The organism is Sinobacterium caligoides, assembly GCF_003752585.1.
GTDB lineage: Bacteria > Pseudomonadota > Gammaproteobacteria > Pseudomonadales > Sinobacteriaceae > Sinobacterium > Sinobacterium caligoides.
In genome coordinates, this window is record NZ_RKHR01000003.1 from 1,113,387 (window position 1) to 1,131,562 (window position 18,176).

An 18,176-nucleotide genomic window follows, 5' to 3' on the forward strand; every position below is an offset into this window, starting at 1 on the left:
GGTTTTTTCTTGCGGCGGAATTGGGCTGTTACGATGCAGGAAAACAACGCAATCAATACCTACGCTATTCTCTCCTCTCCATTATTGTATAGACCGTTTTCGCACTGTTGTCGCCTTGCCGACGATAGCGGAAGGCGACCAAGCAAAAAAAACCACCGCTCAAAGCGGTGGCTTTTTCAGCTAAAACAAATAAAGTTCAGCACAGCTGTAGCGATAATACTGCTTCTGCATCATTTCAGCAGAGTCACATACTACTCAACCTTAACGGAGACATGTCCATTCTTGCCATCAAAGAGAATGTTCACATCGACGCTACCCGGAGCGATAGCGGTTGCCAGCCCCTCTTCACCGGGCTGATCGGAAAACCTCAATAGGCCTGCAGGGTTATCCATGAATTTCGCTACCGCCGTGCAGTCGTAAGTGCTGGTACCATTGGTCAAGTGCAGTAAACAAGAACACTGCGTGGTTTCACCGACAGCAACCGTAGATGGCGAGCAGCTCGGCGTCACATAGCTACCCGGAATATGGGTGACCGTCAGTTGAGTCGAATCATTCATCGGGCCATAGTCAGCGCTAATTGTCGCCTCACCGGAGGTTTTGCTATAAGCCTCACCTTCATGACCAGTGACATTACTGATAGTTGCCACGGTACCATCGGTATCGCTCCTGGCTGACCAAACGACGAGATCGGTGATATCGGCCTCAGTATTGTTATCGTAGTGGCCCGTAGCCTTGTAGTTAAAGGTAATCTGTACGGGTATATGAATGTCAACGGGGCTAATCGTCAACGACACTAAACTCGGTTGATCAACAATTAACTCTGCATCATCGCTCAGACCGAGAAAACTTGCCGTAATCGTCGACGAGCCGGCACTAATAGCATGCACCACACCATAGTCACGCGTATCGATAATTGCAGCATCCTCATCACCACTAGTCCATTGCACCACCTGGGTAATATCTTGGCTGGTGCCATCAGAGAAATGGCCGGTGGCAGTATATGCTTGTCGACGTTTTTCAGGTACTTCCGCCGTCTCTGGCAACACGGTAATACTCTCTAAGCTAGGTGCTCTCACCATCGATGTCACGGTATCACTCTGTCCATCGAGGGCCGCAGTAATTTGAGTCTCACCTGCATTCACCGCATAAGCCTGACCACCATTGGCACCGTTGGCCGTAATCGTTCCAACCTCTGGCTTAGATGATGACCAGATCACCTGGGTCGTGATGTCATCAGTGCTGCCATCATTATACTCCCCCATGGCGACGAAATGACCATAGGTACCGCGAACGACGTCGACATCATCCGGGCTCACGGTGATGTCTGTTAACTCCAGTGCGTTAACGGTTAGTGCAGCGGTGGCTGCAATACTCTGGTCGGCATACGCTAGTAGCGCCTTGACCTCTGTCTCCCCCGTATTCAAGGCACGTAAGCCTCCCTTAAAAGCGGCATCGTTACTGATCTCGGCTATGCTGTCCGACGCAACCGACCAAGTAACATCATTGGTAACATCAACCTTATGCACCGGCGTGGTGTCTAGTAAGATGCTAGCGTGATACCGCTGCTGAGTATGATTGACCATCTCGTTAGGGTTGGGAGCGATTTCCATCGACGTCACCGCGGCGTCGGAGACAACAATCTCGCCACTGCCAGACAGGCCGCTGAAGTCCGCTGTAATATCGACCGGCCCGCCCTCGGCAACGCCAGTAACCAGACCTGTCACAGCATCTACGTCAGCAAGGCTGCTATCCTCCGATTGCCAGCTGGCATCATTGGTGATGTCTTGATTGCTGCCATCAGAGAAGTTCAGCGTCGCGTGATACTGTCGAGTTAACCCCACCAACGTTATTGCCTCGGACGGAAGTACGGTAATCGAGACCATCGGCTTATCGACGACCTGCAACTGTACGCTGCTGCTTAAGCCGTCAAGCTCAGCCGTCACCTCGACAGCCCCCTCAGATACACCAGTGGCCACACCGTTACTGTCGATACTGGCTAGCTGCTTATCACTGCTACTCCAATCTACAGTATCCGTGACATCACTCTGGCGGCCATCTTTCTCCACCATAATTGCTTGATAACGCAGTGTCGTCTCTACGTTGATAGTCGCCTGCAGTGGCGTAACCATCAGTTGCTTACCCTCTATCGGGTCATCATTGATATACAGCGCATCGTCTTTCGAACAGCCGCCAAGCAGCAGCAACGCCACCACCACCAAGGCACTACTAATTAACCTTGTCTTCATTACTGACCTTCCTCTAGACGATAAAATTCAACGGCGATACGCCTATTCTTAAAGCGCCCCTGTGCCGAGTCGTTGCTCGCCAGAGGCTCGTCTTCACCACGCCCTAGCGCATCGATACGCTCAGCAGCGATACCTTTTTCAACAAGGAAGTCTCTCGCCTTCGCCGCACGCTGCTCAGAGAGACGTTGATTGAAGGCAGCCGAACCGACACTATCGGTATGACCGATAATGCGCACGTGGTAGTCAGGATGCTTGGTGAGAAAGGCGACGCTATCGAAGCTCGGGCCATCCATTAGCTGTGCTACCTCGAACTGGGCCGTCTGATAATGCAGCGCAATCTCAAAACGGTGCAGCGGACAGCCCGCCTCATTAACGGGCACCTTATCTTGAGTATCCGGGCAGCGATCAGCTGAACCAAAGACACCGTCGTGATCGAGATCTTGTTCAGGCTCTACCACCTCGACGGCTTTTGGCGCACTGCCAAAGCGATAGACCAAACCCGCCAACACACTGAGCGAGCCATTATCGTCAATAGAGGTAACACGATTGTTCTCGACGACATTGGTGCCGACATGGTAACCGTCATAACGTAGTGTCATATCGAAGGCTAGATTGTCAGTGAAGTAATAATCAAAACCAGTCTGCGCAGTAAAGGTCACACTCTCGGCCGTATCATCAATCTTCTCTATACCGGGGGCGGGAGATTCACGCCATTTCGCATAGTTATAGCCAACACCTAGAGAGTAAAAAGGCTCGAAATTTGAGTCTTCAAGTTCGAAGTCATGACGCAGGCCAATACCGGGAATGACAAAACGACGATCACCTTGCTGCAGCACAGCTATGTCGACATAGGGCTTGAAGAAGTTGCTGTATTCAGTGCGAAAAACGATCGATGCAGCCCCCCCAAAACCATTGTGTTCAATATCTTTGACTGCTGCCACACCGCCGTTGGTTTTGTCCTTATCAAAGACGGCATAGGAATACCCGCCTTTCAACGACACAGTATCTACTGCGTTTTGCGATGCGGTGTCGGCGAACAATAAGCCGGGCTGGAGTAACAATAAGGCGAAAACGGATCGAGAAAGAGTCATCTACCATGCATCCTTTATATAGACTTTATTAATAATCGTTAACGAAGTGCGGCGCAATATAGAGTATTTGCGGAATATTTCCATATCCTAAATCATTTAACGAGACACTCTATAAAAGCATTTTTCGTATTAACTGAGGGTTCTAGCGATTCATTTTTTAGGTAGCCGAAATAGTAGCAGTAATGGTACAGCGAGTAAAAAACCGATAAAGATCAGGCCAAAGACGTGCACAAAGGCCACCAGCTGTGACTGCTCTGCTAACTGCGCCTGTAACACCATCAATGCCTGTGGACTCTGGCTCCCCAGGCCACTTGCCTGTCCCCAGTGTTGCAAACTATCACTATACGGATTGATTCCTTGGCCCAGTTCGTTCCACGCCTGCTGTGCCTGCCTAAACTGGTACGTCGTCACAATCGAAATACCGATAGAGCTGCCAATGGTGCGAAACAGATTAAAGATGCTCGCCGCCGCCACCGCATCTTTCTTATCGACGGTGGTATAGGCGACGCTCGACAGTGACGCAAATACCAGCCCAAGGCCTGTTCCCTGAATGATCGACGGCATGATGATCCAATAGAAGTCGATATTCAGTGAGTAACTCATCATCAGATAAGTCCCCAAAGCACAACAACAGAGCCCCAGCGCTATTTTTAGTCGCGGCCCCAGAGGTGGGTCCAGTTTAATAATCACCAACAGCATCGTCGCCGCAGCGATGCCTCTCGGCGCCATCAACATTCCGGTGGTCGCCGCGGGGTAATGCAGCAGCCCCTCTAGCATCATCGGCTGCTGCGAGACCACACCAAATAACAACATAGTCACCATCGCCATCATCACCGAAGAGACCAGTAGGTTACGGTCCCTCGCCACCCACAACGGCGCCACATCGCTGCGCGTCTTGAAGCTGCGATAAACCCAACCAGCCATGCCCAAGACAGCAAGCGCGAGAGCGACTTGGATAACACGGGATTCCAGCCAATCTTTCTCGTTACCCATATCGAGAAAAAACTGCAGCGAGGCAACACCGAGTGCCATCATCGCCACCACCCCCCAATCGATAGAGGAACTATCATCTTCCTCTGCTAAATGAAGGTAACGATAAATCATTCCCAGACACAGTAAGCCTATCGGTAGATTAATATAAAAAATCCATCGCCAGTCTAAATGCTCTGTAATTACCCCGCCGAGAACAGGGCCGATGATGGGACCCAATAGGATGCCAATAGAGAAGATCGCCATCGCCTTGTCGCGCTGCTGCTCCGAATACACCCGCACTAACGTCGACTGCGCCAAGGGAATCATAAAGGCGCCAAAGGCCCCCTGAATGATACGAAAAAACACCATTTCTTCGATCGTTTGCGCCTGGCCACACAGCATGCTGGCCACGACAAAGCCAATAATAGAAATAAGAAAAAGCTTACGTGTACCCAGCTTAGCGACGAAGAAGCTGGTCATCGGAATGAAGATCGCCTCCGCCATACTGTAGGCGGTCAACACCCAAGTGATCTGATCCGAGGTTGCGCCCAGCGCGCCCATCATATGAGGCAGAGAGACATTGGCGATGGTCATATCGATCAATACCATCACCGCAGATATCATCACTGCCAGTGTAATCAGCCCACGGTTAATGGGCCTCGCTTCAGCCTCCGCTGCACTGATCATCACTTCTGCGTAGTATCAACAGTAACAATGGCGCTAGCACCAATACGCAACGGCGGCGCATCGTCGTTCGGCTCAAGACGAATTTTTACTGGAAAGCGCTGCTTAATTTTCACCCAATTACCGGTGGCGTTCTCCGGCGGCAGCAGTGAAAAAGCATTGCCACTGGCTGGGGAAATTTTATCAACCCGGCCTTGCCACTCGTAACCGGGGTACATGTCCACCTCTACCCGCGCAGGCTGTCCCTCTTGCAGCCGTGCCATATCAGTCTCTTTATAGTTCGCCTGTACCCAATAACTACCGTCTTTCACCAGTGGAAAGAGCTGCTGACCAACACCGACGACAGCATTCTGTTGCGTTGTTACCTCACCGAGAAAGCCATCGAAGGGAGCCGTTAATTCGGTATAACTCAGGTCGAGTTCAGCTTGCCCCAAGCGTGCCGCTGCCTGCTGAACAACCGCTGCATCGAGGCCATCGGCACCACGGCTACTGATCGCACTCTGTAGCGAGGCACGACTCTCGTCGAGCTTCGACTGCGCCTGTGCCAATTGATTCTTAAAGGTGTCACCGGTCTGAGCCGCCGCCAAATTGCGCCTTACCAACTCGATTTGTCGATCATATTCCAACTGCGCCTCGGTTAACTGCGCCCGCGCCGCCTCAACCGCCGCAACGGCAACGGCCACTTGTGAATCTTCCATCTGATGTTGCTGTAGCGCCAGCTGGTAGGCTGCCTGTGCCTGTTTCAACGCCAGTGTATAAGCCTGGGGATCGATACGTAATAGTAGGTCGCCTCGATTAACATGCTGGAAATCATCTACATGTACCGATAGCACCTGCCCTGCCACCTGCGGCGCCACCGATAGTACCTCGGCATGAATATAGGCATCATCAGTGCTCGGCCGCAAATCTGAATAATGCCAGTAGAGCAGTGTCGCCACCACCAACACGGCGATAACACAGGCCGCCAATAACACGGTCTTCCTCGATGATGCCTGGTGAGGGGCAGAGTCGTTAGCGCTCATAGTGCAGTTATCCCGTTTAGTCTATTCATGATAGACGAAGCCAACCATTGTTTCTCTTCGCCCCAAATCATCAGGCAAACAGCCCCAGCAAGCCGGGTATTTTAATGTACTAAGAGATTATATTCCATCAAAGAAAACCCGTATAAAAGACTACTCGTACCTTAATCCGCTGTACTATCAAGATCCTAAAATAAGACATATTGCAGAAAAAAGCGGCTAAAAACACGGAATTCCAAAACTAGCCCGTAAAGGTTAAATTACTGTTAGGTATGAGTATTTTTCGTAGATTTGTGGCAAAGATCATATATTTAATATATTTTTCCTACAGTGTTCTCTATAAACTGTGAGCCATGCATAAAAATAACGACCGCTCGTGCTAGCCATAGGTAAAAACACGATAACGCATTGCCCTATCGCAAACCGTGTCGTGCTCGACCTGCTAGCTCAACGCTCCTAACCCGACCCAGAGGTATCTCAACGTGTTTAGTTTTATCAGCGACTATTTTAAAAATAAGCGAGACAAACAGCCGCCACAAGAGACGACCTCACCTGCGCCGTCACAAAGTAAGAGCATCCAATACGACCCAAATCTAATCAACGAGTTAGAGAGGGATCATGCCGACCTTGTCACGCTATTTGGACGCATCTGGCAAGAGGGGTTCGAGCAAAAGGATTATCTCAAGACCGCTTCTCTAATAAGAGAATTTAAAAGTCAATTTCAAGCACACCTACTAACTGAAAACGTCAAATTTTATGTCTATCTAGAACAGTCGCTCAGTAACGACCCCTACAACCTCAAGATCGTTAAGGAGTTCCGTTACGACATGAATAATATCGCCACCGCGGCGGTCAAGTTCTGTAAAAAGTATCAAGGACATTTTAATGCCGATAGAATTGTTGAATTCGAAGGCGACTACGGCGCGGTCGGTGAGGTTTTGACCCGTCGCGTTTCGCTGGAAGAAAAATCACTCTACGTGCTCTATCAAGCTCGCTAAGACAGCAGCACTCACCAGCCGTCGCGCCTGAAGACCTTCAGCCGCGGCGCACGCTGAGCCCAACAAAAAGCAAATCATCCCCCGCGTAAACCGATCGATTAGTTAAACCTACCCACACCTGATAGCAAACGCCAAAAAAACTACAAGCCAACACCGTTTAGGCCCATAATATAGCTTCCGAACAATCGTGGCCGGCAACTCTCCAGCCGTCCGAGGAAGACAGCCCATGCCCTCACCTCTCACCATCAAAGAACCGGATGAACCTAAACGGACCAAGATGAAGCTCAATGCCGATGGCAGTCTACGCCCCGCCGAACCCGAGCCATTATCAAAGTCACGTCAATTATTACGCCAGCCACTGTTAGACCTCGCCTTTCGGCCCGGCTTCTTGCTCGCCTCCCTCGCGTCGATTTTCAGTTTAACCCTGTGGCTACTTTATCTACACGGGCTGCTTCCTCAGTTGCAGCACAACACCCTCAGCCCACTCGCCTGGCACATTCATGAGATGCTCTTCGCCTTCGCTGCCACCGTCGCCGTCGCCTTCCTACTCACTGCCGCACAAACCTGGACCAACCAACGGAGCCTCCACGGCGGCGGGCTGCTCATTTTTTGCCTACTATGGCTGAGCGTACAGCTGCTGCTACTCACGGGTAATAGCCCCACTGTAGTCATTGCAACCATCACCGCACAAACCCTCTGGTGGTCGATCGCCATCGGCTGTCTCGCCAGAATGGTATTCAAGGCACGCAGCCGTCGTAACTATCAATTTGTTGTCATTCTTTTTCTCATGATGGCACTCAACCTCGGCATCTTCGCCGCTGACATCGCCGGCAACTACGCCCTCACCATCCACCTAGCCATCAGTGCCATCCTTGTCTTCAGCCTCCTGGCCGGCATCATGGGTGGCCGAGTCATTCCCTTCTTCACGCGTCGCGGCGCTCCCGAGGCGGCCGTCACCGATACGCCGCGTCTCAACAGACTCTGTCCGCCCGTCGCCGTCGTCGCCATCGTCATCTACTTCGCCAGCTATTTTACCAGCTATTTCAGCACAGCAATAAGCGGCTCCCTGCTGATCGTCGCTGGTACTCTCTATCTACTTCAGTTAAGTCATTGGCACAGTTGGGCAACACGCAAGGTGCCATTATTATGGTCACTACACGCCAGCTATTTTGCCCTTGGCCTCGGGCTGATATTGGTCGGGGTCAGTACTTTTAAAAACTACTTCCCCCTTGCCGACGCCCTACACGTCATCACAATAGGGGCTATTGGCGCGATGATTTTAGCGATGATTGCTCGAGTCTCCCTCGGGCATACCGGCCGACCACTACAGCCGCACCCAGTGATGGCTATTGCTTTTGCCCTAACGTTCTTGGCCGCGCTACTGCGCTTTGTGCTACCCCAGCTCGGCCTACCAATCTTAGCCTGGGATATCAGTGCTAGCCTATGGGGTATCGCCTTCGGCTGCTTCCTCTGGCACTACACCCCAATCTTATTCAAACCTCGCCAGTCATAAGCTTACCGCCACGCGAAGCAAACAGTATCGCACTAACTGCGCCCTCCCTCTTATCCCTCGGCGGTGAGCATGCTCACCGCCCTGCGCTGTCCCTTCGGATACCGGCTCCAAGCTAATGGCAAGAGAAGAAAAGCCACTGACAGCGCAACCAACCAAACCAGGCTCACACTACCTGTCAGCGACCATTGCTGCTGCTGACCGATATTGTAAATCATTCCTGCCACTCCTGCGGCCAAACCTCCCGCCAAAGCATCTAAGACCCCCTTCGCACTTGCAGTACTCCCCTCCTGTCCGGGCTGGGTAAACTCCATCGCACAAGCACGGCCAGCCGCCTTCAATTGGCCGAGACAAGCCCCCATATACCCCCAAGCGAGATAGATCCACAGGTGCGACCAGCCCAGCCAAGCTTGTAGCAGCAACAAAAAGAGCCCGCCAATCATTGCTATCGAGCCCGCACTGACGCAGAAACGGTAAGAATATCGCTGAATCAACCAAGCCTGTAATGCCCCACCGATGGGCCAAGTAACGGCAGCCATAGTCAACGCAAAGCCAGCGCTTGTCGCTGATAACTGATACGCCTCCGTCAACAGCAGCGGAATAAAGATCTCTGATAGATAGAAAACAAAAGTCGTCAACGCCAAACCACACAAGCTAGCTGCCAAGCCATAATGAGCACTCAACGTGCCGGGGGGTAATAAACGCTGCAACGCCTTGAAGAGCAACATAAAGGCCAGCGGCAACAGCAGTAATAACGGCGATACCTCAGCTTGATTGAGCAGTAATAGAATCAACGCAGATGCAAATACCAGTTGCAGCGTCGGTGTCAGCGAAAAGTTTACCTGTGATGACGAGCTCGGCTTATATTGTCGAACCAATGGCAGGAAGAAATAGCCTATTACGAGCAAAATCGGCAACTGCAACCAAAAAATATAACGCCAGCCAATGCCCTCGACCAAAAAACCTCCAACACCTGGCGCTAATAGCGCCGGCACCATCCACGCTGTATTTAACAGTGCGATAATGCGCGGCCTTTGTTCGCGGTCATAGGCGGCATTAATCAACGCATTAGCCGCCGTTGTTAACACCCCGCCGCCCAACCCCTGTATGCCACGCGCAACGATAAAAACAAAGAAGTTTTCCGCCAGCGCCGCTACAATCAATCCTAAAGAGAAACACGCAAAGCCACGCAGTAGAGCATAGTGCGCCCCCCGACTATCAACACTCGAACCAGACCAAACAACCCCGACCAGACTAGCCAAAATAAAGACACCAAAGCCAATGCTATACCAAGCCTGGCCATCGAGATCATTCGCCACCGATGGCATCGCGATCGCCAACACCATCGTATCAAATGCATAAATAGCCTCTATTAAAATAAGGCCTATGAGTAATGGCTGTATTCGCTTCATCGTTTTTATACTTCCTATACAGATTTAAAGTAACAAAACAGCCTGTTTTAATTCTATTTCTTATAACAGTCAGCTCATATCTTTTCGACGACGAGGCAACTTCCATCAGAAAATTTAACACCACCAGGCTATTCGAAACGCAGCATACAAGTTAAAGTTAACTTTAAGTCAATAACTAATTAGGCTGCGAGTCGATCATCACCAGTGGGGAGAGAGAAACAATGGCCAAGAACGCGAAATTACTCACTGTCGGTGAGACTGCGGAACGCAGTGGTGTAGCGGCCTCTGCGCTGCGCTTTTACGAGAGTAAATCGCTGATAAAATCGCTGCGAACCACGGGTAACCAAAGACGCTATCACCCCGCCATGCTACGCCGCATCGCGCTCATTCAGGTCGCTCAGCTCGTCGGCTTTACTCTAGAGGAGATTGGCTATGAACTCGCTGAATTACCACTCGATCGTCCCCCCAGTCAGCAAGACTGGAACATCATCGCCCGAAAATGGGAACACGACCTTGAACAGCGCATGCTGTTAATAGAAAAGCTCAAAGACAACCTCAGCGGTTGTATTGGCTGCGGCTGTTTAAGCCTGAAGAAGTGTCAACTACTGAACCCAGAGGACACTGTCGGTCATCAAGGGCAAGGGCCTCGCCGTATTCTCAACACACATAAAGCTTAAACTGACAGCAAGCTTTTTGATGAGAGCCGTTAGCGCTAAGGCCGTTTATACCACTCGAATAAGCCCGTCTCATCATTACCCTGTTGAGTACCCAGAGCCTCTTGCTGTTGCTCGGCAATCGGCTGGTCAGAGGCGTCATCAACAGGCTGAGAATGTTCTACCTCTGCCACCTCCTCGTTCGATGCTTGTGCTGATTCATCGTTATTCGACTGATGTAACTGAGGCTCTGTACCCATCGCCTCCGGCACATGATCAAGCCCCGCATGCACCCCAAAGGGCAATACCACACTTAATAGGGTAATCAAGACCAGCGAATACATAACAAATCTCCTGTGAGTCGAACAATAGCCCAGTAATTTTAACTGATAGTCAATGTTCACGAGCGGCTTACATCAACTTTGATTAACTTTTGCCAACCTTCACTTACCAATACCCTCTGCAGCTGCGCTGTTATAGAATGAAGCAAAATAATCATAGGCGCGACAACGGCCTCAGTCAGCACCATCATGCGAAAAACCATGCTCAGCGTACAATTTATCGACTCGATGTCCGACATTAGCCGCCAGGACTGGAACGAGATTGCCGGCACCAACTTTCCATTCACTCGTCATGAGTTTCTGCAAGCCCTTGAAGACAGCGCCGCCGTGACGGCACGCACTGGCTGGCAGCCACATCACGCACTGATCTATGACGACCAAGCCCTAGTCGCCGCACTTCCTCTGTATCTGAAAAGTCACAGCTACGGTGAGTACGTCTTCGATTTTCAATGGGCCAATGCCTACCAGCAACAGCGCTTAGATTACTACCCAAAGTTAGTCTCCAGCATCCCCTTCACCCCTGTTACGGGCCCACGCCTCTGCCTCAAGGCTGGATACGACGAACAGCTGATCGTACAAAATTTACTAAAGGCCATTCAACAACTGGCCACAGAAAACAGCTTGTCGGGTTGGCACTTGCTATTCCCCAACGCAGCACTTTCTAGGCAACTACTCCGGCTCGGTGCACCACGCCGCCGCGCAGTACATTTTCGCTGGCAGAACAACAACTTTCACAGCTTCGATGATTTTCTCGCCACCTTCAGTTCACGCAAACGCAAAAACCTGCGCCGCGAACGCCAGAAAATTGTAGAGCAAGACATCAGCATCGAAACCCTCACCGGACACCAGATCACGCCAGCACATTGGCGACAATTCGCCCTCTTCTATCGGCAGACCTACGCCAAAAAAAGTGGCCATGCCGGCTATCTCGACCACGCCTTCTTCTTGCAAGTAGGCGAGACCATGAGTGAACATACCGTCTTAATGCTGGCCAAGTGCGGCGACCGTTATGTCGCTGGCGCACTAAGCTTCCAAGACGCTGAGCACCTCTACGGTCGCTACTGGGGCTGCAGCGAGGAGTTCGACAGCCTACATTTTGAGCTTTGTTACTATCAGGGGATTGATTACTGCATCACCCATGGCCTCAAGCAGTTCGATCCTGGTGTACAGGGTGAGCATAAGATACAGCGAGGCTTCCAGCCCTACTACAGCTACTCGAATCACTGGCTGAAGCACCCTGGTTTTCACGACGCGATCACACGCTTTATCGATCAAGAAGACGCTCACATTGATCGATACAAAGCTGAAGCCACAGCGCTGCTGCCCTTCAAATCAAACAGTCGCTCGCCTTAACACACCTCCAATACTGCGAACTTCTTCAGCACTCGCTCGAGCTCTACGAGTCGCACAGGCTTAGTAAGCACCTCATTCATACCCGCTTCATAGCAACGCAGAATATTATCGTCCATGACATTCGCAGTAATAGCTATAATCGGTATGGCGGGCAGGTCGTCACGCTGCTCAAGCTGTCGAATCTCCCGTGTTGCAGCGTAACCGTCCTTATGAGGCATTTCTAGATCCATGATTACCGCTTTCAAAACAGGCGATTGTCGCTGATATTGCTCCAGCGCCTGCTGTCCATCATCAACCATCGTCGGCACAACCCCTAACTTATTCAGCATAGCGATAATGACTTGTTGATTGACCGGGTTATCCTCGGCAACTAACAGCTTAATCTCCGCGCCTTCGCCCGCCTCAGTAGACAGAGAACTCTGTGTCGAGCCACGATAAAGCGCCTCCTGCCCTCGATAGGCAACGCGATCACTCACTAGCTGAAAGCTGGCTGTAAACCAGAATTCGGATCCTCTGCCCAGCTCGCTATTAACACCAATCTTACCCCCCATCATACGCACTAGGCGCTGACTAATAGAGAGCCCTAGCCCCGTTCCACCATAGGTTCTCGTCGTCGATCGGTCGGCCTGTACGAAGGCATCAAACAACTGTGACTGCATAGGCTTCGCAATACCGATACCCGTATCGAAGATGCTGAAAATGAGCATGACTCTATCCTCCTGACGGCTCAGCAACCCCATATAGACGTTAATTTTGCCCCGCTCGGTGAACTTGAAGGCATTACTAAGCAGGTTGTTCAGAACCTGCTGCAAGCGTATCGTATCGCCACACAAATCGACGGGGCAGTCGTCGGCAAGGTGCACGGTAAACTCAATCGACTTACTCAGTGACTGACTGGTAAAAATAGTTTCGGTGTAATCGGCCACAGCACGCAGGTTAAACGGCTCATGCTCCAGCTCCATCTTTCCCGCCTCGATCTTAGAAAAGTCGAGGATGTCACTAATCACTGCCAATAACATATTGCCTGAATTCAAAATTACGCGAGTAAAATGCGCCTGTTGCACCGACTGCTGGGTTGACTCCAGCATCTGCGCCATCCCCAATACCCCGTTGACCGGTGTGCGTATTTCATGGCTCATGGTAGCCAACAAATCACTTTTTTCTTGGCTTGCGGCCTTGGCGATGGCCACTTCCTGGGCAAGCTTTAACGCTCGCTCTTTCTCCACTGACGCCATCACCGCAATAGTCCAGCAGACGATGATCGATTGAATAATAATACCGAAGCCGACGCTATGACGAATCAACGGGCTGTAGGGTAGATAACCATATGAGGCAAAAATGGCATAGGAACAGCTACAGAAATAGATCACCATTGCAAATAGGAATCGCCCCGCATTCGGGTAACCCTGGTAGATCTTTAACACTGAGGTAAATATCAATAAAACATAGACACTAAAGATCATCACCACCATCAGGCGGATCATTGTCTCGTAGCCACCGAGCCAGTAGTAACAGCTGATCGTGATGAGAACAGTGGCCGACATTGACAGATAGCAGCCATGTAGCCATCGATTCAACTGATAGACTCTGAAAAAGAGGTTAACCATCGCCATCATGCTAATAAAATTTAACCCCAACAACACGATCATAAGAAACTTATGCCATTCGGGACTATCGTCCAGCAAATACTGAAAGACCCCCGAGAAACCCATGATCGTCAGTATCGATAACACCAGGTAGACAAGAAAACCATAGGCTTGCGCATTAGGCATGGCAATAGGCACGAATATCGCCATGAAAATACAGATGCCAAAGCCGACCCCCAGAAACAACAGGCTGATGATCAATGACTTCGAGGTATTAACAGCAAACTCCGTGGTCGAGCTAATCACCGGGTAGATAAGCGGCGTATTGGTTGTATAGATTTTAAAATACAGCTCAATGCTGTCACCAGCGGCAATCGTCAGCGGCATAGCCACAAATTGGTGCTGTATCGGCCACTGGGAAAACGCGTAGTTTAAGCCCGCCCGCTGCTGCACAAGTTCACCTTGGAGGAGATAATTTAGCTCCAACTCTTCGAACAAAACATCATTAAAGTTAATGATGTAGTCCTGCTGATTTTCCTCCGTATTCTGTAGCGATACGCGAAACCAGACCACCTCTTTAGTCGCCGGGGTAGCGAAATCCAACAGTGGACGGAAGTTCAGTAAAGTAGGGTCAGTATAGAGCTGCTGTGCCGTCACTGCGCCACTGCTATCGACACTGTATTCCAGCTCGGGTGAGAGCACGTAGCTCTGCCCATCCTCAAGCGCTATAACACCGGCGTGACTAAAAACGCCGAACAGCGACAGCAATAGGGTGATGATCGTATAAAACGTTTTGCACATAGCCCCTAACTTTATATTTTTATTCTTGCCTATTCCAAACAGCTTATTGAGCATGCCGCAATGACAGACCTTAAACAACACTCCTTGTCGCTGTTAACAAGCCAATGTTCTATAGATAACTCTATCGCCTAACGCTCCGACTCAAAGGTCAACGATACCGAATCAGCAAAGCGCAGTGCATGGGGCTTATCAACGGTCACCCGGGCAAAATTAACGCTGCTATGCTCCATACAGATCGCCAATAGATCGCCGACCAGCTTTTCCAACAATAAAAAACGTCCTTCCTCGACATGCTTAATAAGGCTCTTGGTTATCGTCTTATAGTTGAGTGCCGACTCGACGACATCGCTCTGTAGTGCATCACAGGTGGGGTAGTGAATTTCCACGTTGATGACAATATCCTGCTGTTTCTGTCGCTCCTCTTCGTTGAAACCAATAAAGGTTCGTAGTCGCAAATTGGTGATCTTAATAATGGCGTTACTAATCTGCATTGATCATTATCCTTAAGGCTTGCATGCCCATTTTATATACTATGTAAGCAATAATGTGGAGGCTTATCTTGCTGCTTTTGACATTATTCACCTCTCCTCACCACTGCTTTGACGCAACAAACAACAGTATCAATTGCCCCTTATCAAAGGCTCAATTTCAACAGCGTGTTATCGTGTCAGATCTGCTTATATTGACAAGCTGTCACATCCATTGCCACGAGGCTCATTATGTTACGTAATAAAATTGCTTTATCCACCTGCTGTCTGCTCGCCCTCGCCGCCTGTAGCAGCCAAAGCCCTGCAACGAGTCAGCCTACAAGCCCAGCGAAAGACCTCCCCAGCTGTGAAGCAATGAAGGGCATGATGGGTGGTTGGCGAGATAGCAAAGTCACACCCACCGCACAAGCCGCCCTCGACAGCGTCTTGAGCCAAATGAACACCACGCTCAAACTGAAAAAGATTACCAAGGTACGCTCTCAGGTCGTTGCAGGCATGAACTATGCTATCGAGTTTGAGTTCGACAATGGCGAAGTTTGGCACACGACGGTCTATCACTCGCTAGCCGACGAATTTACCATGACCCAGGCCGCGGCGCCCGGCCCATTACCCGCTATCTGCCGTTAAGCCTTCTCGGCACAAAGCCACTTAACAGCCTGTTGTTCGCCGGGCTGTTAAGCTCACCTCTGCCACTCCCTGCTCTAAACCAATACCTGCATGGTTGCACTAACTCAACTGCTGCATACACTGCTGTAAGTCGAAATAGTCTCGCCAGTGCATAATTCGGCCATCAACAATTTCAAATATGCCCATGACCTTAAAGCTGACCCACTGGCCACGCACTTGATAACGGTCGCTGCGCTCAGTAAAAACACAACCCCCTTCACCACTGCCAATATGATGCAACTGCCAATCAATCGCGCTCGCCAAGCTGTGAATGATGGATAGCTCCTGCCAAATTTCCTCTCGCCCTTGGCGCGGCTCCATCGGTATGTTGTGGTAGCAGGCTTGCTCGGCAAAAAAGGCCAGTATTTCGGCCTTCTCGTTGCGCATGATTGCCGCAATAAAGTCTTTAACCAAGGCAATATTTTCCACGCATTCGGGGGCTTTAACACGGTCAATCATACGGTTCCCTGTATCGCTGTAATGGACTGCACCCGCCAGAGATCACTCCCGCCACTTAGCCCACGGGTCGACTTTACTATTGGCGCTGCTAGTGTCTTTTTCTTTAGTGGAGCTGGAATCTTTCTCTCCAGTGGAGTCTTTCTCGCTCATAAAACCTTTATCGCTGCCTCGCGCTCGATCAACGGGCTTCTGCTCCTCGGCAAGATTATCCCGACGATACACCTTGGGAGCAACAGAAGGCTGTGATCGACGCTCCGACCGCCCCTCTACGCTAAATACCATCGGTTTTCCCGGGCGCTGATTGAGAGGAATAATTCGATCGCGCGGTGGAATGGTAAACTCCTCATCGCTCGGTCTCGGCAGGCGCTTAAACTTATAAAGGTAAAAGTTTTCGGTTTTCTCCCGCGCCCACGTCGTTTTACGAAGGAATTTCAGGCTCGACTTAATACTAGGGTTACTGCTGAAACAGTGCATCTTCAGCACCGATGCCAACACTTCCCAACCATAATGATCGACCAGCTCTGTTAACAACACCTCCAGTTTCAAACCGTGTAGAGGATTGTTTTTTTGTACTTCTATCTCGCTCATGAGGATATCTGACTCTCGATTAGCTACGACTCCACTGGCTAAAACTACCAGTAAGTGGCAACAGCGCAAAGATTACCTGCCTGCTACCAAGTCTCTCAGTATAACAGCTGGCAGACAGACATCGCGAATTAACTCCCCTGATCCCCTCTTTCACTCTCATCACCTCCGTCGCAAGCCACCCCGGTGCCTGTCTACCGCTTCTCACGCTACTGTTGCTTGGCTAGACAACAAGGAACCGGCGAGGCCAGAACGTTCAAGACCACAACGCTAACCAAGCCTATCGCCGAGATCACCATGATGGTTAACAATAACAAAGACAGGACGTCGAGATGAAGCCCACCCACCCCAGCCAAGCCAAGCCAAGCCAAGCCAAGCCAGTATCCGCCCATGCCAATCGATCGGCTTTAGCGCCAAACAGCGACAAGCTCCCACGTTATCCATCAACTATAAATACTGGGAGATGAGATGATGCCTTTATCATTACAGCGCAGTATCAACCAGTCCATCGTGATCAACGGCGACATCATCATCACCGTTCGGCAGTCACTGTTCGAAGGCAGTGTCGAGCTACAGGTTTCCGCCCCCAACAACATGCGTATCGATCGTGCCGAGATTCATAAGCGACGCGAGGCGGAAAAAGGCCGAAGCTGGCGACTACCTAGGCTTCACCGCAACCCGCCGATGAACGATCGCTACCTTGCGGCAGATAAACCTGCAGCGAACAAGGCTACGACGCTATTCAAAGGGACGACGATCAGCTTTAGGCGTCGGCGCAGCCAGGAATCATCAACAAGCCTTAGCGAAAACTGTAGTACGCCGTAACAAGCGCCACAGAGTTGCTGCGCAGAATTCGATATTTGAAACGATACCGCTATGCTAATATCGCCATAACAGTCAACGACTCAGATTGATCTTCTAGCAACTCCGTGCAGAGCAGAGAAATGAAAGAATTAGTGGTAACAGACACAGTAATAGGGCAAGGCAAAGAAGTCGTCAAAGGGGCACTCATCACCACAGAGTATCGCGGCTATCTCACCGATGGCAGCACCTTCGACTCTTCCTACGAACGCGGCAAGCCGTTGCAGTGTGTCATCGGAACCGGGCGCATGATTAAGGGCTGGGATCAAGGGCTCATGGGCATGAGGGTCGGCGGAAAACGACAGCTGTTTGTCCCCTCACACTTGGCCTACGGTGAAAGGAAGATGGGCGACGCCATCCCTGCCAACGCCGATCTAAATTTTGAAATCGAGTTACTGGAAGTACTCACCCGTGACGACTAACTTCTAGCCAATGTCAGTCATCACAGGGT

General features: G+C 50.7%; 18 protein-coding genes. 7 read left to right on the forward strand and 11 right to left on the reverse strand.

Features of this window, described 5'->3' with window-relative positions; translation table 11 throughout:
• Positions 1 to 251: 251 nt before the first annotated feature.
• From EDC56_RS04965 to EDC56_RS04980, 4 genes are all read right to left on the reverse strand, one after another.
• Positions 252 to 2,246, reverse strand: a complete 1,995-nt coding sequence (locus EDC56_RS04965; RefSeq protein ID WP_123711379.1) for an Ig-like domain-containing protein — start codon at positions 2,244 to 2,246, stop codon at positions 252 to 254.
• The gene (locus tag EDC56_RS04970) at positions 2,246 to 3,337 is read right to left on the reverse strand and encodes an OmpA family protein (protein ID WP_123711380.1); all 1,092 of its coding nucleotides are present in this window, start codon (positions 3,335 to 3,337) and stop codon (positions 2,246 to 2,248) included. Before EDC56_RS04970 ends, EDC56_RS04965 begins: the two co-directional genes overlap by 1 nt.
• Positions 3,338 to 3,487: 150 nt before the next feature.
• Positions 3,488 to 4,996 (reverse strand): MDR family MFS transporter, encoded by a 1,509-nt coding sequence (locus tag EDC56_RS04975; RefSeq protein WP_123711381.1) that lies wholly within the window; start codon positions 4,994 to 4,996, stop codon positions 3,488 to 3,490.
• On the reverse strand, positions 4,996 to 6,015 hold the full coding sequence (locus EDC56_RS04980) for an HlyD family secretion protein (protein ID WP_123711382.1): 1,020 nt from the start codon (positions 6,013 to 6,015) through the stop codon (positions 4,996 to 4,998). Before EDC56_RS04980 ends, EDC56_RS04975 begins: the two co-directional genes overlap by 1 nt.
• Positions 6,016 to 6,494: 479 nt before the next feature.
• On the opposite strand from EDC56_RS04980, the gene EDC56_RS04985 reads away from it, so the two are divergent.
• Positions 6,495 to 7,010, forward strand: coding sequence for a hemerythrin domain-containing protein (locus tag EDC56_RS04985; RefSeq protein ID WP_123711383.1), 516 nt, complete (start codon positions 6,495 to 6,497; stop codon positions 7,008 to 7,010).
• 226 nt (positions 7,011 to 7,236) lie between these two features.
• On the forward strand, positions 7,237 to 8,523 hold the full coding sequence (locus tag EDC56_RS04990) for an NnrS family protein (protein ID WP_123711384.1): 1,287 nt from the start codon (positions 7,237 to 7,239) through the stop codon (positions 8,521 to 8,523).
• Positions 8,524 to 8,573: 50 nt separating this feature from the next.
• On the opposite strand, the gene EDC56_RS04995 is transcribed toward EDC56_RS04990, so the two are convergent.
• A complete protein-coding gene (locus EDC56_RS04995; protein ID WP_123711385.1) occupies positions 8,574 to 9,932 on the reverse strand; it encodes an MFS transporter in 1,359 nt (452 codons plus the stop codon).
• 221 nt (positions 9,933 to 10,153) lie between these two features.
• Here EDC56_RS04995 and soxR point away from each other — a divergent pair, with 221 nt between their 5' ends.
• A complete protein-coding gene (gene soxR / locus EDC56_RS05000) occupies positions 10,154 to 10,609 on the forward strand; it encodes a redox-sensitive transcriptional activator SoxR (RefSeq protein ID WP_123711386.1) in 456 nt (151 codons plus the stop codon).
• Between the two features lie 35 nt (positions 10,610 to 10,644).
• On the opposite strand, the gene EDC56_RS05005 is transcribed toward soxR, so the two are convergent.
• Positions 10,645 to 10,929, reverse strand: coding sequence for a hypothetical protein (locus tag EDC56_RS05005; protein ID WP_123711387.1), 285 nt, complete (start codon positions 10,927 to 10,929; stop codon positions 10,645 to 10,647).
• A 198-nt stretch (positions 10,930 to 11,127) separates the two neighbouring features.
• Here EDC56_RS05005 and EDC56_RS05010 point away from each other — a divergent pair, with 198 nt between their 5' ends.
• The gene (locus EDC56_RS05010; protein ID WP_123711783.1) at positions 11,128 to 12,279 is read left to right on the forward strand and encodes a GNAT family N-acetyltransferase; all 1,152 of its coding nucleotides are present in this window, start codon (positions 11,128 to 11,130) and stop codon (positions 12,277 to 12,279) included.
• Here EDC56_RS05010 and EDC56_RS05015 read toward each other — a convergent pair.
• Positions 12,276 to 14,666 (reverse strand): hybrid sensor histidine kinase/response regulator, encoded by a 2,391-nt coding sequence (locus tag EDC56_RS05015; RefSeq protein ID WP_162844080.1) that lies wholly within the window; start codon positions 14,664 to 14,666, stop codon positions 12,276 to 12,278. The genes EDC56_RS05010 and EDC56_RS05015 overlap by 4 nt on opposite strands.
• 128 nt (positions 14,667 to 14,794) lie before the next feature.
• Positions 14,795 to 15,157, reverse strand: coding sequence for a dihydroneopterin triphosphate 2'-epimerase (folX, locus tag EDC56_RS05020; RefSeq protein WP_211333561.1), 363 nt, complete (start codon positions 15,155 to 15,157; stop codon positions 14,795 to 14,797).
• 228 nt (positions 15,158 to 15,385) lie between these two features.
• Here folX and EDC56_RS05025 point away from each other — a divergent pair, with 228 nt between their 5' ends.
• Positions 15,386 to 15,781: a cystatin domain-containing protein gene (locus tag EDC56_RS05025; protein ID WP_123711389.1), complete on the forward strand. Its 396-nt coding sequence runs from the start codon at positions 15,386 to 15,388 to the stop codon at positions 15,779 to 15,781.
• Positions 15,782 to 15,880: 99 nt separating this feature from the next.
• Here EDC56_RS05025 and EDC56_RS05030 read toward each other — a convergent pair whose 3' ends face one another.
• The 3 genes from EDC56_RS05030 to EDC56_RS19390 all read right to left on the reverse strand — a co-directional run bounded on the left by EDC56_RS05030 (position 15,881) and on the right by EDC56_RS19390 (position 17,256).
• Entirely contained in the window at positions 15,881 to 16,279 is a 399-nt protein-coding gene (locus tag EDC56_RS05030) for a limonene-1,2-epoxide hydrolase family protein (RefSeq protein WP_123711390.1), read from the reverse strand.
• Positions 16,280 to 16,321: 42 nt separating this feature from the next.
• On the reverse strand, positions 16,322 to 16,867 hold the full coding sequence (locus EDC56_RS20035; RefSeq protein ID WP_123711391.1) for a VF530 family protein: 546 nt from the start codon (positions 16,865 to 16,867) through the stop codon (positions 16,322 to 16,324).
• Positions 16,868 to 17,073: 206 nt separating this feature from the next.
• Positions 17,074 to 17,256, reverse strand: coding sequence for a hypothetical protein (locus tag EDC56_RS19390; RefSeq protein ID WP_148059316.1), 183 nt, complete (start codon positions 17,254 to 17,256; stop codon positions 17,074 to 17,076).
• A gap of 76 nt (positions 17,257 to 17,332) precedes the next feature.
• On the opposite strand from EDC56_RS19390, the gene EDC56_RS05040 reads away from it, so the two are divergent.
• Both EDC56_RS05040 and EDC56_RS05045 read left to right on the forward strand, forming a co-directional pair.
• Entirely contained in the window at positions 17,333 to 17,689 is a 357-nt protein-coding gene (locus EDC56_RS05040; protein WP_123711392.1) for a carbon storage regulator, read from the forward strand.
• Positions 17,690 to 17,808: 119 nt separating this feature from the next.
• Positions 17,809 to 18,147, forward strand: a complete 339-nt coding sequence (locus EDC56_RS05045; protein ID WP_123711393.1) for an FKBP-type peptidyl-prolyl cis-trans isomerase — start codon at positions 17,809 to 17,811, stop codon at positions 18,145 to 18,147.
• The last annotated feature ends 29 nt before the right edge of the window (positions 18,148 to 18,176 follow it).